The organism is Pseudomonas pohangensis (genome assembly GCF_900105995.1).
Taxonomy (GTDB): Bacteria; Pseudomonadota; Gammaproteobacteria; order Pseudomonadales; family Pseudomonadaceae; genus Aquipseudomonas; species Aquipseudomonas pohangensis.
Genome location: NZ_LT629785.1, coordinates 3,504,466 through 3,518,787 on the forward strand (window position 1 = coordinate 3,504,466; position 14,322 = coordinate 3,518,787).

16 protein-coding genes are annotated in these 14,322 nt (G+C 58.7%); 9 read left to right on the plus strand and 7 right to left on the minus strand.

Annotated features, from left to right (window positions below; genetic code table 11):
• Window positions 1-32 precede the first annotated feature (32 nt).
• The 3 genes from BLT89_RS16220 to BLT89_RS16230 all read right to left on the minus strand — a co-directional run bounded on the left by BLT89_RS16220 (window position 33) and on the right by BLT89_RS16230 (window position 2,978).
• Complete coding sequence (locus BLT89_RS16220) at window positions 33-1,301, minus strand: MFS transporter (RefSeq protein ID WP_090197832.1); 1,269 nt, start codon at window positions 1,299-1,301, stop codon at window positions 33-35.
• 3 nt (window positions 1,302-1,304) lie between these two features.
• On the minus strand, window positions 1,305-2,237 hold the full coding sequence (locus BLT89_RS16225) for an alpha/beta fold hydrolase (protein ID WP_231975037.1): 933 nt from the start codon (window positions 2,235-2,237) through the stop codon (window positions 1,305-1,307).
• A gap of 198 nt (window positions 2,238-2,435) precedes the next feature.
• Window positions 2,436-2,978: a phage integrase N-terminal SAM-like domain-containing protein gene (locus BLT89_RS16230; protein ID WP_231975038.1), complete on the minus strand. Its 543-nt coding sequence runs from the start codon at window positions 2,976-2,978 to the stop codon at window positions 2,436-2,438.
• A 166-nt stretch (window positions 2,979-3,144) separates the two neighbouring features.
• On the opposite strand from BLT89_RS16230, the gene BLT89_RS16235 reads away from it, so the two are divergent.
• The 5 genes from BLT89_RS16235 to trhP all read left to right on the plus strand — a co-directional run bounded on the left by BLT89_RS16235 (window position 3,145) and on the right by trhP (window position 6,827).
• On the plus strand, window positions 3,145-3,936 hold the full coding sequence (locus tag BLT89_RS16235; protein ID WP_090197834.1) for a hypothetical protein: 792 nt from the start codon (window positions 3,145-3,147) through the stop codon (window positions 3,934-3,936).
• Between the two features lie 159 nt (window positions 3,937-4,095).
• Entirely contained in the window at window positions 4,096-4,536 is a 441-nt protein-coding gene (locus tag BLT89_RS17765; protein WP_157718897.1) for a hypothetical protein, read from the plus strand.
• 152 nt (window positions 4,537-4,688) lie between these two features.
• On the plus strand, window positions 4,689-4,961 hold the full coding sequence (locus BLT89_RS16240; RefSeq protein WP_090197837.1) for a CopG family ribbon-helix-helix protein: 273 nt from the start codon (window positions 4,689-4,691) through the stop codon (window positions 4,959-4,961).
• Window positions 4,958-5,248, plus strand: coding sequence for a type II toxin-antitoxin system RelE/ParE family toxin (locus tag BLT89_RS16245; protein WP_090197840.1), 291 nt, complete (start codon window positions 4,958-4,960; stop codon window positions 5,246-5,248). The genes BLT89_RS16240 and BLT89_RS16245 overlap by 4 nt, the downstream gene beginning before the upstream one ends.
• A 241-nt stretch (window positions 5,249-5,489) precedes the next feature.
• A complete protein-coding gene (trhP, locus tag BLT89_RS16250; protein WP_090197843.1) occupies window positions 5,490-6,827 on the plus strand; it encodes a prephenate-dependent tRNA uridine(34) hydroxylase TrhP in 1,338 nt (445 codons plus the stop codon).
• 36 nt (window positions 6,828-6,863) lie between these two features.
• On the opposite strand, the gene BLT89_RS16255 is transcribed toward trhP, so the two are convergent.
• From BLT89_RS16255 to BLT89_RS16270, 4 genes are all read right to left on the minus strand, one after another.
• On the minus strand, window positions 6,864-7,322 hold the full coding sequence (locus BLT89_RS16255; protein ID WP_090197848.1) for a bacteriohemerythrin: 459 nt from the start codon (window positions 7,320-7,322) through the stop codon (window positions 6,864-6,866).
• Window positions 7,323-7,363: 41 nt separating this feature from the next.
• Window positions 7,364-7,816: a bacteriohemerythrin gene (locus BLT89_RS16260; protein WP_090197851.1), complete on the minus strand. Its 453-nt coding sequence runs from the start codon at window positions 7,814-7,816 to the stop codon at window positions 7,364-7,366.
• A 104-nt stretch (window positions 7,817-7,920) separates the two neighbouring features.
• Window positions 7,921-8,454, minus strand: a complete 534-nt coding sequence (locus tag BLT89_RS16265) for a DUF5384 family protein (protein ID WP_231975039.1) — start codon at window positions 8,452-8,454, stop codon at window positions 7,921-7,923.
• Between the two features lie 8 nt (window positions 8,455-8,462).
• Complete coding sequence (locus BLT89_RS16270; protein ID WP_090197854.1) at window positions 8,463-8,972, minus strand: hypothetical protein; 510 nt, start codon at window positions 8,970-8,972, stop codon at window positions 8,463-8,465.
• Window positions 8,973-9,276: 304 nt separating this feature from the next.
• Here BLT89_RS16270 and BLT89_RS16275 point away from each other — a divergent pair, with 304 nt between their 5' ends.
• From BLT89_RS16275 to BLT89_RS16290, 4 genes are all read left to right on the plus strand, one after another.
• On the plus strand, window positions 9,277-10,458 hold the full coding sequence (locus tag BLT89_RS16275; protein ID WP_090197858.1) for a MalY/PatB family protein: 1,182 nt from the start codon (window positions 9,277-9,279) through the stop codon (window positions 10,456-10,458).
• 178 nt (window positions 10,459-10,636) lie between these two features.
• The gene (uvrD, locus tag BLT89_RS16280; RefSeq protein ID WP_090197861.1) at window positions 10,637-12,829 is read left to right on the plus strand and encodes a DNA helicase II; all 2,193 of its coding nucleotides are present in this window, start codon (window positions 10,637-10,639) and stop codon (window positions 12,827-12,829) included.
• A 407-nt stretch (window positions 12,830-13,236) separates the two neighbouring features.
• Window positions 13,237-13,455: a DUF1127 domain-containing protein gene (locus BLT89_RS16285; RefSeq protein ID WP_090197864.1), complete on the plus strand. Its 219-nt coding sequence runs from the start codon at window positions 13,237-13,239 to the stop codon at window positions 13,453-13,455.
• 325 nt (window positions 13,456-13,780) lie between these two features.
• Entirely contained in the window at window positions 13,781-14,275 is a 495-nt protein-coding gene (locus tag BLT89_RS16290; RefSeq protein ID WP_157718898.1) for a DUF2846 domain-containing protein, read from the plus strand.
• The last annotated feature ends 47 nt before the right edge of the window (window positions 14,276-14,322 follow it).

The following is a 14,322-nucleotide window of genomic DNA, read 5'->3' on the forward strand; positions in this document are numbered from 1 at the left end:
GTTTGCTGAATAATGACGGATAAATCCGCCCATTACACCGTCGCGATGGTAACTGACCGGTGCCGGAAATAGCGCTCGACCACCAGCAGCATGGCCAGACCGAGCAGACCGGCCAGCACGAACAATGCCGGATAACCCAGGGTCTGTGCCAGCCAGCCGCTACTGGCACCGACCAGCCCGGCGAGCAGCAGTTGTACGCTGGCCTGCAGGGTGAAATCCGCGCCTTCGTGCTCGGCCCGGCAATGGCTCATCATCACGGCAAACAGCGCCACCGTGGACATGCCATCGGCCACCTGTTCGAACAGGCTGATGGCATAGACCAGCGGAACATCCGCGCCCGCCCCGACCAGCGCCGCCATACCGGCAATGCCGACCGCCTGCAGTGCGCCGAAGCCCAGCAACGAGCGTCGCGCACCCAGATGCGCATACAGCAGGCCGCCAAGCAGGGCACCGCCGATGCCGGCGAGACTGGTGATCAGGGTCAGCTGACCGAGTGCCGCATTGCTCCAGCCCTGATCGACCAGCAGCGGCTTGATCATCGGCGAACCCAGCGCATCGCCGAGCTTGAAGGTCAGCACCACGGCGAGCCAGGTCGCCATGCCGGGCAGCGCCAGCAGGCCGCGATAGTGCCTCAGCAACAACCCCGGGCCCCCGCTACGTTCGGCCAGTTCGTCGTGCCGCGGCAACAGGCGGTTTTCCCGAAAGCGCCAGACCGGCAGGGTCAGCAGCAACAACAGCATGGCGACGATTCCCAGGCTGAGATTCCAGCCCAGCGCATCGATGGCCAGCAACAGGCCGCTGCCGCTGACGAGCATGCCGATCTTGTAACCGCCCACCTGCAGGCTGTTGCCCAGCCCGCGCCAGCGCTCCGGCAGCAGGCGCACGGTGAGGCCATCGGTGGCGATGTCCTGGGTCGCTGCGGCCAGATTGACCAGCAGCAACAGACCGAGCAGCAGCCACAATTGACGGCTGAACAGGTCTTCCGGAGAGAGCAACGCCAGCGCACCGATAACCAGAGTAATACCGGCCTGCAGCGGCAGAATCCAGCCACGGTGATGGCCCAGGCGGCGCGAGGCCAGACGGTCGATCCACGGCGCCCACAACACCTTGAGCAGCCACGGCAGCGCCAGCAATTTGAGCAGGCCGATCAGCGCCAGATCGACGCCGTGCTGGCGTAACAGCACCGGCAGCGCATGGGCCATCAGCCCGGCCGGCAGCCCCTGCGCACAATACAGCGAGGCCAGCAAAAGCAGGGTGGCGCGGCCTGGCGCGGCCGCCTGGGCGGGGTTACTGCTGCGCATCTATCAGGCAGCGGACGCGTTAGCTGCGCTGGCCGGCTGTGGTGCCTGCTGGCAATGCCGGATGATCAGGCCGCTGATAGCCGGCCACAACGCCGGCGGCAGGTCATGGCCCATGTCGTCGATCAGCTTCAGGCGGGCGCCGTGGATATGCACAGCGGTGTCCAGCCCGCCGCTCGGTGGCACCAGGATGTCGCGTTTGCCGTGAATCACCAGCGTCGGTGCCTTGATCTGCCGCAACAGATCGCGGCGCGAACCATGGGCGACGATGGCGCAGGTCTGACGCAGGAAGCCGTCCGGGTAATAGCCGCGGTCGAAACTCTCGCTGAGCATGGCACGCAGGTGGCTGACCTCGCGCAGGTGTTCGGCACTGCCCACGTATTCCGCGGTGGTCGCCATGTGTTCGACCACCTGGTCACGGGTGGCATTGGCCGGTGGTTGCGGGCGCAGGAAGATCTTGCGCAGGTCGCGGAACTCCATGGCCGAGGACTTGCGGTCACCGCTGGTGGACATGATCGAGGTCAGACTGAGCACCCGCTGCGGGTAGCGCGCGGCCAGGGTCTGCACGATCATGCCGCCCATCGAGGCGCCGACGATATGCGCCTGCTGGATACCCAATGCATCGAGCAGGCCGACGCTATCGGCGGTCATGTCATCCAGGGTGTAGGGCGGGCGCTTGAGCTTCCAGCCAAACAGCAGGCTGAGGATCATGCGCAACATGCCCGGCGTCTTGCGCCCCTCGATCTTGCTCGACAGGCCGACATCCCGGTTGTCGAAACGGATCACCCGGAAACCCGCCGCCACCAGCAGCGCGCAGAACGGTTTGGGCCAGGCCAGCAGCTGCATGCCCAGCCCCATCACCAGCAGCAATACCGGTGCGTCCGGCGCACCAAATTCTTCGTATTCGATCTCGATTCCGTTGCTTTTGACTTTGGCCACGTGCTGCTCCCGCGAGGTATTGGCAGAACGATGGATGATACGCGGATCTGCAGAGCGGTTTGCGGATGGAAAAACAAACTGCCAGCCCCACTCGGAAGCCGCATCGGGGTATTTACGGGCCAGCGCATTGGGTCAATTGGCCCGGCCAAAATCCTCCAATAGATCCTGCCGGTGCAACGTCTGCACCCGCTGTAAATGCTACTGCAATGGAGACACCAGCTTTTTTGGCAGCATGGTTATGCGGTCTTTTTGCCCATTGCCATCGCGAATCAAAATCTCGAACCAGGCAAACTCGACATCCTTGACCCGTAAGCGCAACACTTCCATCAAACGCATACCCGAGCCATACAGCAGGCTCGCCACCAGCCACAAGGTGCCATCAAGTTGTGCCAGCACCTGGCCCACCTCGTCCTGCTTCAATACCACCGGTAAACGTTGCGGTCGCCGCGCGCGGCTAACCCCATCCAGCCACGGCAACTCAATTAACAAGACCTTCTTGTACAGAAACAAAATGGCCGAGAGCGCCTGATTTTGCGTGGAGGCCGACACATCACGCCGCACCGCCAGATCACTCAAAAATGCCTCGCCCTCTGCAGCGCCCATCTCCAGTGGCTGGCGATACTTATGGAAGCGAATAAAGCGCTTTACCCACTCGATATAGACAGTTTCGGTATGAATCGAATAGTGTCGCAAACGGAACTGCTCGCGCACCTGATCGAGCAGCTTGGGCTTGTCGTCCATGTCGTTTTCTCTCCCTGATTGAAGTCGCATTTCCCTATGCGAACTTCAGCGTAGACAAGGAGTTACGGATGAACAAGGAACGTTATCAGACACAAATGGCGGTAAACATTACGCCACTTGTGTCGTCTACTTATAGTTATGAAGCTTTCAGCCCGAGAGACAAGCAATGAGTTTGACACTAAGCAAGTTCTTTTTTGATATTCCAATTTACACACCGGTGAAAATTGGAGATGACAGCCAGGATACCTTCAGGAAAATTATTGACTATCACAACAAGGAAGAGTTCGACGGGTATAACCCCTGGAAGCAGGTCGAATCCACTTTTGTTGTAACCACTGACTTAATCCCTACTGGCGAGTCTTTCGTAAGAGATGGCGGCTACGGGATCGTGCGAATAAAATGCAAAAGAACTGATGACCAATTCAGATATTACATACTATGGGACCCCAATACGAACCACCTAACAAAAGTAGGCCAGCACCCCTCCATTGCAGATTTTCACATTTCAGAAATAAAGCAATATAAAAAACTCTTATCTCACGAAAAACTAAAGGAATTTACCCGCGCAATTGGGCTGGCTGCAAATGGCGTTGGTATAGGTTCATTTGTGTATTTAAGAAGAATTTTCGAGCACTTGATATTTGAGGCTTACCAACAATGCTTGGCCGATGGAGTCGTGACAGAAGAACAATATAATCGATCAAGAATGGATCAGAAAATTGAGCTTCTATCTACGCATTTACCTCGCTTCTTGGTTGAGAACAAATCCATCTACTCTATCTTAAGCTTAGGTATACACGAGCTAGATGAGAACACATGCCTGGCTCATTTCGACACGTTACGCGTAGGCATTGAGATAATTCTTGACGAGAAGCTTGATGACTTGAAGAAGAAGGAAAAAATCGAAGAGGCAAAAAAGAAACTTGGGCAGTTACATAGTGCAACATCGACCTCATAACAATTGGCTCAAGCCGTTCGCTCCGCTCACTTGGGACGTCCGTAAGCTGCGCTTCCGGCCGCCCTTAGCCAAACGTTAGGCTACTCCTGGAATGAGCGCAGACCAAGAAATACGAAACCTCATTTAGAACAACACATAGATAATTTAAGGAAAATGAGAATGCTAGGTTTTATTAAAAAATATAAATACATAATTATTTTTTTCTTTGGATCTATATTGTTCTTATGCGGACTAGTATTTATTGATGCTAGCAACCAAATGCGAAGAGCGGAATTAGCGACTGCAAGCTATCAGAAATGGGCGAATAGTTCCGATGGCATTACGTTGCGCCGATTGCAAAGGGATATTGATCGACAAAATAGAAGTAACAGCATTAATTGTTATTTAGAAAATTACGGCCCCGACTACGATCCAACATTGGACTGCCCTGAAAATTTGAAACCAAGGTCAGAGTTAACACCACCGACCGCTTGGGTCTACCCTTCAATTTGGTATTACTCTTTACCTCAAAGAATATTTGGTAATGATTTAAGTAAGGTAATTCACATAGAGCACATGAAAGCCATCGAGTATTGGGAAACCAGAGGAACAAAATGGTAACAAATAAAAGCCTAACAACTGGCTCACTGGGTCGGGCTAAAGCCCGCCCCTTAACCAAACGTTAGATGCTTTGGCCCACCATCCATCAGCGTACGCTTGCCCCGATGAATACCATGTAATACATTGCATTCAAACGTATGGAGGGCATCCCAATGAGCGTCACAACCGTCCGGCTACAACCTGTACTCGAAGAAAATCTTGGAGCCATGGCCGAAAAGCTTCATCGGAGTAAAAGCTGGATTATTAATCAAGCACTTAGAGAATTTTTCGAGCGCCAGACATTAGAGCAAAGCCGTTGGCAGGAAACGCTGCAAGCAATGGAGTCCGTAGCACAAGGCAAGGTTGTGTCCGGTGAAGCAGTGAACACCTGGCTCCAAAGCTGGGGCAGCTCCAATGAACTGCCACCACCGAAGGCGGGCCAATGAAACTGGTCTATTCAGAAGAGTCCGTGGCAGATTTGGTTCGTCTTCGGGCATTCATTGCTGAAAAAGATCCCCTTGCCGCAGCACGCGTAGCAGCAGAGCTTATTGCACGCATCGAAAATCTTCGCCTATTCCCAACAATGGGCCGTGCAGTCGAATTAGCTCCAGACCCAAAAGCAATTCGTGACGCAATATTCGGGAAATACGTAATTCGGTATGCAACTCATACCGAAACTATCGTGATTCTGCGTATATGGCACCACTATGAAGACCGCACGCAAAACACCTAACTACTGGTTCAAACCCTTCGCTTCGCTCACTGGATCGAGCTAAAGCCCGTCCCTTAGCCAAACGTTATGTGTAAGCGACATGACGAAGCCTGAGGCATTGGAAACATCAGGCGGTCAATGGCCGAGGTGGGGCAACTAATATGCCGGGGATGCCGGAGAGCTGACTGCGATCAATGCACGCCGCCGGGAGCGGCAGGTAAAATCCCGCTCCGTTTTTTGCCTCCGCTCCGAGCTTATTGCCATGCCTGCCCCGTTCAAACCCGAGCTGCTGTCCCCCGCCGGCACCCTGAAGAACATGCGTTACGCCTTCGCCTACGGTGCCGATGCGGTGTATGCCGGGCAGCCGCGTTACAGCCTGCGGGTGCGCAACAACGAGTTCGACCACGCCAACCTGGCGCTGGGGATCAACGAGGCCCACGCCCAAGGCAAGCAGTTCTATGTGGTGGTCAACATTGCGCCGCACAACGCCAAGTTGAAGAGCTTTCTCAAGGACCTGGAACCGGTGGTGGCGATGGGCCCGGATGCGCTGATCATGTCCGACCCGGGGCTGATCATGCTGGTGCGCCAGCACTTTCCGCAGATGAACATTCATCTGTCAGTACAGGCCAACGCGGTGAACTGGGCCAGTGTCGAGTTCTGGCACCAGCAGGGCCTGAGCCGCGCCATCCTCTCGCGCGAGCTGTCGCTGGAGGAGATCGGCGAAATCCGCGAGAAAGTGCCGGGCATGGAGCTGGAAGTCTTCGTCCATGGTGCGCTGTGCATGGCCTATTCCGGGCGCTGCCTGCTGTCCGGCTACATCAACCGGCGCGACCCCAATCAGGGCACCTGTACCAACGCCTGCCGCTGGGAATACAAGACCCATGAGGCGAAAGAGAACGAAGTCGGCGACATCGTGCATGTCTATGAGCCGATCGCCGCACAGCAAGTGGAGCCGACCCTCGGTGTCGGCGCGCCGAGCAACCAGGTGTTCTTGCTGGAAGACGGCACGCGCCCCGGCGAATACATGTCCGCCTACGAGGACGAGCACGGCACCTACATCATGAACTCCAAGGATCTGCGCGCCGTGCAGCACGTCGAGCGGCTGGTGCAGATGGGCGTGCACTCGCTGAAGATCGAGGGCCGCACCAAGTCGCACTTCTATTGCGCACGGACCGCCCAGGTCTACCGCAAGGCGATCGACGATGCCGTGGCCGGCCGGCCGTTCGATAGGAGTCTGATGGACAACCTCGAATCACTGGCGCATCGCGGCTACACCGAAGGCTTCCTGCGCCGCCATGTGCACGACGAGTACCAGAACTATCAGCGCGGCAACTCGCTGTCGGAGCGCCAGCAGTTTGTCGGCGAACTGACCGGCGAACGCCGTGGCGAACTGGCCGAAGTGCGGGTGAAGAACCGCTTCGCCGTCGGTGACCGGCTGGAGCTGATGACCCCGCAGGGCAATGTGCACTTCACGCTGGATGCGCTGGAGAAGGCTACTGGCGAAGCAACTTCGGTAGCACCGGGCGATGGTCACGTGCTCTACCTGCCGCTGCCCGCCGACATCGACCCGCGCCATGCACTGCTGATGCGGCATCTGTAAAGCCAAGCGCTCCGGCTGGCCGGCAGTGCGACCGTCTCAGCCGAAGAAACGGCGCACAGCCTGACTCACCCAGCTCTTGTGGGCCTCGGCACCCTTGCCGATGATGTTCTGCTTCACCAGCGCGCTGTAACTCACATCGTCGTTGGCGATATGCACGAGCAACCATTGCAGGAGGACTTCGGACAGCTGTTCGATCACCGCATCCCCCTGGTCAAAACGCTGCTGGATGGCGGTTATCTGGCGGGTGAAGGTTTCGTGGGAAAGCCGGTGAACATCGACATCCTGATAGCCAGCCTCTTCCATCAAGGCTTCTTCAAAAGCAAAGTGCGAAAAGGTGTAGTCAATCAGGTTGTCGAACACTTCCTTCACCGCTTCACGGGGCGCAGCAAGGCTGCTGATGCGGTCAAGCTCGTTGATGTATTCGACTATTCGCTGGTGCTGGTTGTCGATGACGCCGATGCCGATTTCGTATTGCTTGCCCCAGACAATTTTCATTTTGACTCCTGCGCTCGGAGAACCCTGTAGCGGGTCTGGTCTTATTTGAACAGGCGGCTGAAAAAACCACCCTTGCGGGCCTTGACCCGCTCGGTGGCGGCTTCCATGTTTTCGATGACGATGGCCGAATAGTCCTTGTCATCCCGCTTGATATGGTTGACCAGCCACGCCTTGAGCACATGCAGCAGCTCTTCGGTAACATCCTCGCCGGCCTTGGTCCGCTGCTGGAAGGCATCCACGCGCTTGGTAAACAGCTGATGCACCTTCTTGTGTGCCTTGATGAAGGGATAGCCCGCCTCCTCCATCAGCGTTTCCTCAAAGGCAAAGTGGGACAGCGTGTAATCGACCAGCTCGTCCAGCACCTCGGCGAGCTCGGCGGCACTGGCGGTCTGTCGGGAGTGATCGACCTGATTGATGTAGTCGACAATGCGCTGATGCTGGCTATCAATCACCGATATCCCCAACTCCAGGTCGGGAGTCCACAATAAAGTCATGCCGTTACTCTCCATTGGATGCAGATTTGGCGGCGAGACTAACAAGCAGTGCAGTTACCCATATAGACACAGGTCAAGGGCGGGAAAATTAATCTGTGCCCTTTTCAGTCGCCGAAGATCCGGTTGGAACGATTGACCTCTGCCTTGCCGGTATCTTCCAGCAGTGCCTTGTTGCCCAGGGCAAGATTGCGCGTTGCATCCGCACCCGACTGCAGCACATCGGTACGCGCGGCCTGCTCGTTCAAGTCGGCATCGATGTAGTCATCGGTTCGCTCGGTAACAGCGCGCCTGGCCTGAAGTTCCAGCTGGCGGGATTCCAGTTCCATTGCCCGCAGCTGGTCTTCATATTTTTCGTCGCGGCTGCGCAGACGTTGCTCTTCAGCCTGCTTCTCCTTGCGCAGTGCGCTTGCCCTGTTGTCGGCAAGGCGCTGTGCTTCCTGTTGCCGGCGTTGCTCGACCCGCCGCTGCTCGGCCAGCCGCGCCTGTTCGGCAGCCGCCTGACGTGCCTGCTCGGCAGCTGCGGCGGCTACTTCCCTTTGATGCTGCTGCTCAAGGGCATGCAACTGGTCAAACTGATTGGCGGCCAGCAGCGGCATACTGGCCAATATGCTGCAAAACCCCAGAATGATGCGATTCATGACGGACCTCAACTGTTGCTGGCTTCAGGGCAGACCGCATTCGGCTGAATGCGCGTCTCGTTGGCACGCGTGGTGACCATCAGGGAAATCTCCCCGGGCTTGAATTCGCAAGCATGACCAACCTGGGTCGAGGTGAAGGTTTGCCCGTTCTCGGAATAGCCGATCAGCACACCCTCAACCAGGGTCTTGTCATTGACCATGGAACCGCCCAGCGCGCCCAGCGCGCCACCGGCAACACCACCGGCGATGGCCGTATCCGTGTTGTGGTTGGCACCCAGCACTGCACCACCGATAACCCCGAGCAGGCCGCCAGCCATAGTCGCCGCTTTCTGGTTGTCCTTGTTACTCAGCACAATCTGCGCCGGCGAGACGGTGATGATCGTGATGGTTCGCGCCGGTTGCTGGGTATTGACCTGACTGGCATCGAACACGTTGGCCTGATACTGCGCACCGGAGGCCTGGCAACCGGCCAGAACCGCCGCAAATGAAAGAGACAGGGTGCGATTGCATAACTTCATGTGAAAACTCCTCTGGCTAAGCGGGCAAACGGATCCGCCAACTGGCAGCAAAGCGGCGGATCTGTTGCGGGGATTTCCGGGCAGCCTGTCCGGCTCGAATGCCGACCTGGAAATTTCCCGATAACATTCACCGCAGCGGAGGTTTTGCTGGTCAGGCAGAAATTCTGCGCATCCCTGTAAAAGCCTTTGACCTTTCACCTGCTTGCCTGCCAGCCTGACTGCTGCTGTCCTGTAGCTATAAGTATCCGTGAGCCGCCGAATCCATTACCAACACCCTTACACCTTTTTACCTGACGGAGCCCCCGTGCCAGCCACCTTCGACTTCACCAGCATTCAGGACCGCCTGGCCTGGTCGGCCAGCAAATGGGAAAAATACCGCGGCCGTGAGGTAATCCCGTTGTGGGTGGCCGATATGGATTTCGCCGCACCGCCGGCGGTGCAGGCGGCGCTGGCCCGGCATGTGGCGCACGGCAATTACGGCTACATGGACGCCCCGCGGGAACTGGCCGCACAACTGGCCGCCGACTACCAGCGCCGCTATGCCTGGGCCATCGAACCGGAGTGGATCGTCTGGTTGCCGGGGCTGGTGATCGGCCTGAATCTGGCGGTGAAAACCTGCTGCACGCCGGGCGCAGCGGCCATTTGCTTTTCGCCGATCTATCCGCCGTTTCTGGCGGCGCCCAAAGCCCAGGGCTGCACGCTGGTCGATGTGCCCCTGCAGCCGCTGAATGCCGCCGAAACCGAATTTGTCATCGATTTTCCAGCGCTCGAGGCCGCGCTCCGTGCCACGCCGGACAGCCGTCTGCTGCTGCTCAGCCATCCGCACAATCCGATCGGCCGCCTGTTCAGCCGAACCGAGCTGGAGCAGCTGGCGGATTTCTGTGTCCGCCATGACCTGTATGTCTGCTCCGACGAAATCCATGCCGACCTGATTCTCGATGGCCAGACGCCGCATCTGCCCTTCGGCAAGCTGCTGGGCGAGTACGCGCCCGAACTGTTGCCGCGCTGCATTACCCTGCACAGCCCGAGCAAGACCTACAACATCGCCGGCCTGACCATCGCCTGGGCAGTGATACCTGATCCGGGGTTGCGCAGAGGTTTTCGTAAAGCCATGCACAAACTGGTGCCCGAGCCTTGCAGCTTCGGCTTCACCGCCCTGCAGGCAATTCTCGCGGACGGCGATGCCTGGCGGCAGGCGTTGCTGGCGCAGCTGCGGGAAAACCGCGACAAGGTGTCTGCCGCGCTGCAGCGCATGGGCCTGGCGCATACCCATCCGGAGGTGACCTACCTGAGCTGGATCGATGCCCGCGCGCTGGCGGCCAGAGTCGGCAATCCGGCGCGCTGGTTCGAGGAGCACGGCGCGGGGCTGTCCGACGGCACCGACTTCGGCCGGCCGGGCTTTCTGCGACTGAATTTCGCCCTGCCACCGCTGTTGCTTGACGAAGCGCTGGCGCGGATGGAGCATGCCATCGCCAGCCTCGGGTAATCTGCTTTGCGTAGGAGCGGGCTTGCCCGCGAATGCTTTCAAGGCAAAACCATCGCGTAACGCAAAACCATCGCGGGCAAGCCCGCTCCTGCATTAAAACCTCCCCTTCGAACCAGCTGGCGCAATGCCAGGCGCATCCGGCGCAGACATATGGCCGCCACATCCCTAGAATGTCGCCATGCATGACGATATCTCCTTTCTGCTCAACGACCTCAACGATGCCCAGCGCCAGGCCGTGGCCGCACCCCTTGGCCGCCAGCTGGTGCTGGCCGGCGCCGGCTCGGGCAAGACCCGCGTGCTGGTGCACCGCATCGCCTGGCTGATCCAGGTCGAACACGCCTCGCTGCACAGCATTCTCTCGGTGACCTTCACCAACAAGGCCGCTGCCGAGATGCGTGTGCGCATCGAACAGCTGCTCGGCATCAGCCCGCAGGGCATGTGGGTCGGCACCTTCCACGGTCTGGCCCATCGCCTGTTGCGTGCGCACTGGCAGGAAGCCGGGCTGGCGGAGAACTTCCAGATCCTCGATTCCGACGACCAGCAGCGGCTGGTCAAGCGGGTAATCCGCGACCTCGGGCTGGACGAGCAACGCTGGCCGGCCAAGCAGGCCCAGTGGTTTATCAACGGGCAGAAGGACGAAGGCCTGCGGCCCAAACATATCCAGCCGGCCGGTGACCTGTTCCTCGCCACCATGCTGAAAATCTACGCCGCATACGAGGCCGCCTGCGCCCGCGCCGGGGTGATCGACTTCGCCGAACTGTTGCTGCGCGCCCTCGATCTGTGGCGCGACAATCCGGGCTTGCTCGAGCATTACCAGCGACGCTTCCGCCATGTACTGGTCGACGAATTCCAGGATACCAACGCCGTGCAGTACGCCTGGCTGCGGCTGCTGGCCAAGGGCGGCGAGAGCCTGATGGTGGTCGGCGATGACGACCAGTCGATCTACGGCTGGCGCGGCGCCAAGATCGAAAACATCCATCAGTACAGCGATGACTTCCCCGATGTGCAGACCATCCGTCTGGAGCAGAACTACCGCTCCACCGCCGGCATCCTCAAGGCCGCCAATGCGCTGATCGCCAATAACCAGGGCCGGCTGGGCAAGGAATTGTGGACCGAGGACGCCGACGGCGAGCCGATCAGTCTGTACGCCGCCTTCAATGAATACGACGAAGCCCGTTATGTGGTCGAATCGGTCATGGATACGTTGCGCAAGGACGGCCTCAAGCGCAGCGAGATCGCCATCCTCTACCGCTCCAACGCGCAGTCGCGGGTGCTTGAAGAAGCCCTGTTGCGGGAGAAGATTCCCTACCGCATCTATGGTGGTCAGCGCTTCTTCGAGCGCGCCGAAATCAAGAACGCCATGGCTTACCTGCGCCTGCTCGACGGCCGTGGCAACGACGCGGCACTGGAGCGGGTGATCAATGTGCCGGCGCGCGGCATCGGCGAGAAAACCGTGGAGAGCATCCGCGTGTTTGCCCGTGAGCATCAGCTATCCCTGTGGGAATCGCTGACACAGATGCTCGCCCTCAAGCTGCTGCCCGGCCGCGCCAGTAGTGCGCTGCAGGGCTTCGTCGAACTGCTGGAACAGCTCAGCGCCAAAGTGCTGCAGATGCCGCTGCATCTGATGACGCAGACGGTGATCGAGCAGAGCGGTCTGCTCACTTTCCACAAGGAAGAGAAAGGCGAAAAGGGTCAGGCCCGTGCGGAAAATCTCGGGGAACTGGTCAGCGCCGCGCGCGCCTTCGAGAACAACAGCGAGGAAGAAGAACTGTCACCGCTGCAGGCGTTCCTCGGCCATGCCTCGCTGGAAGCCGGCGAAACCCAGGCCGCCGAACACGAAGACAGCGTGCAACTGATGACCCTGCACAGCGCCAAGGGTCTGGAGTTTGCCAAGGTGTTTCTGGTCGGCATGGAAGAAGGCCTGTTCCCGCACAAGATGAGCCTGGAAGAACCGGGGCGTCTGGAAGAAGAGCGGCGCCTGGCCTATGTCGGCATCACCCGCGCCATGCAGCATCTGGTGCTCAGCTATGCGGAAACCCGGCGCCTGTATGGCAGCGAGACCTATAACAAGGTATCGCGTTTCGTCCGCGAAATTCCGCCGGCACTGATACAGGAAGTGCGTCTGGGCAACAGCGTGCAGCGGCCGTTTTCCGGCAGCCGCACCAGCACAACGGGCAGCAGCCTGTTTGCCGGCAGCGACATTCCGGAAACCGGATTTCGTCTCGGTCAGGCAGTGCGTCACAGCCTGTTCGGCGAAGGGGTGATCCTCAACTTCGAAGGCGCCGGCGCCCAGGCCCGGGTGCAGGTGAATTTCGCCAGCGAAGGCAGCAAGTGGCTGATGCTCGGCTATGCCAAGCTGGAAGCGCTGTAGCGGCTTCCCGTAACAAGCCCCGGGCCTGCCGTTCATCCCCGTCTGCACAAAGCCGAAGAAACCCGCCGGTTTGCCCTGGGCGCAGCTTGTTGTGCGTGAATAAAACAGCTCACCCCAGGTGATCGCCCGGCTTCCGGTTGTCGCGCAATAGCCAAAGGGCGCTGCGCCTGCTGCTGCCCATCGACAGCAATTCACAGCATAAAAACCGGCGCCCAGAGCCGCCCGTCTGAATTTTACTTTTGGTAACACTATGAGTGTGAATATACGTAACACTTCGGTATACTCCCGCCCAGCAAAAACCCTTGCAATTCGACACAGCTGTATCAACAAACCAACGTTCAAGTCATAAACCTGACTATCAGAACGAACACACCCTCACCCCGCCACAAGCGGAAGGAAGCACCACCATGGAACGCACCCTAAGTTCCGACTCCCTGTTTCAAGTCAACACCCCTAAATTACCCATCAATTTGCCTTTGTCGGTTATCTCCACGCTGCAGTTATGGAAGCGCCGTATCGCCAGCCGTCGTGAGCTGGCCATGCTCGACAGTCGCATGCTGGCCGATGCCGGCATCAGCTACTCCGAGCGCGATGCCATTCTGCGCAAGCCGTTCTGGCGCAGTTAACTGCCGGCAGGCAGCGCTGTATTGCGCTGACTAGCAGACAAATAAAAACACCGGCCAAGGCCGGTGTTTTTGTGTGCAACGCACAGCCGCCTGCAAGTACCTGGTGACACCGGCCCGGCAGGATCCTTTGAACGGTTACTGCTGGCAGAACTCACCCCGCAAACCGGCGCTGCGCACATCAGCCAGAAGCGATTTCCACCGTCTACATGGCCGATTTTCAAAAAGCTGTGAGCCGGTTGCCATCAACACGGCCAACACCCAGCTAGACTGCGCCACAGCAAACGCCAACCGGCGCATTGCTGTCATCTCTTGCGAGAGTGCTTCCGTGACCAGAACCCCCGTACGTCTGTTCCTGCTGTGCTGGTTTTGCCTGCTGGCCGCCTGCGCCAGCACACCCAACCACTTCCAGCCGTCGGCACCCTCCGCGGCGGATCGCGGGCTGGTCTACCTGTACCGGCCAGAAGCATCGAATCCGGGCATGCAGCCGCTGCGCTTTTCCTACCCGGTGGTCATGGTCGATGGCCGCAGCGTGGGTATTCTCGAGTTCGACAAGTATTTCCCGGTGGAACTGGCTGCCGGCCAGCACAGTATTCTGGTGACTGGCGGCGTTGCGCCGGCCAAGTGGGAAAATCTCCCCGACATCCAGCAGCAGTTCAACCTCGCGCCTGGCGAGGTCAAGTACCTCAAGCTCGACGTGCAATTCCAGCTGGATGACATGACCTTCGGCGACTCTTCGGCGAAGTACAGCATCTTCCTCACGCCCATGGACAGTGACAGCGCGATCCCGGAGATTCGCACCACCGAACTGCGCAGCTTCTGAGATGGGCCGGAACGTGCAATACAGGATCCGCAGCAACGACAAGAGCC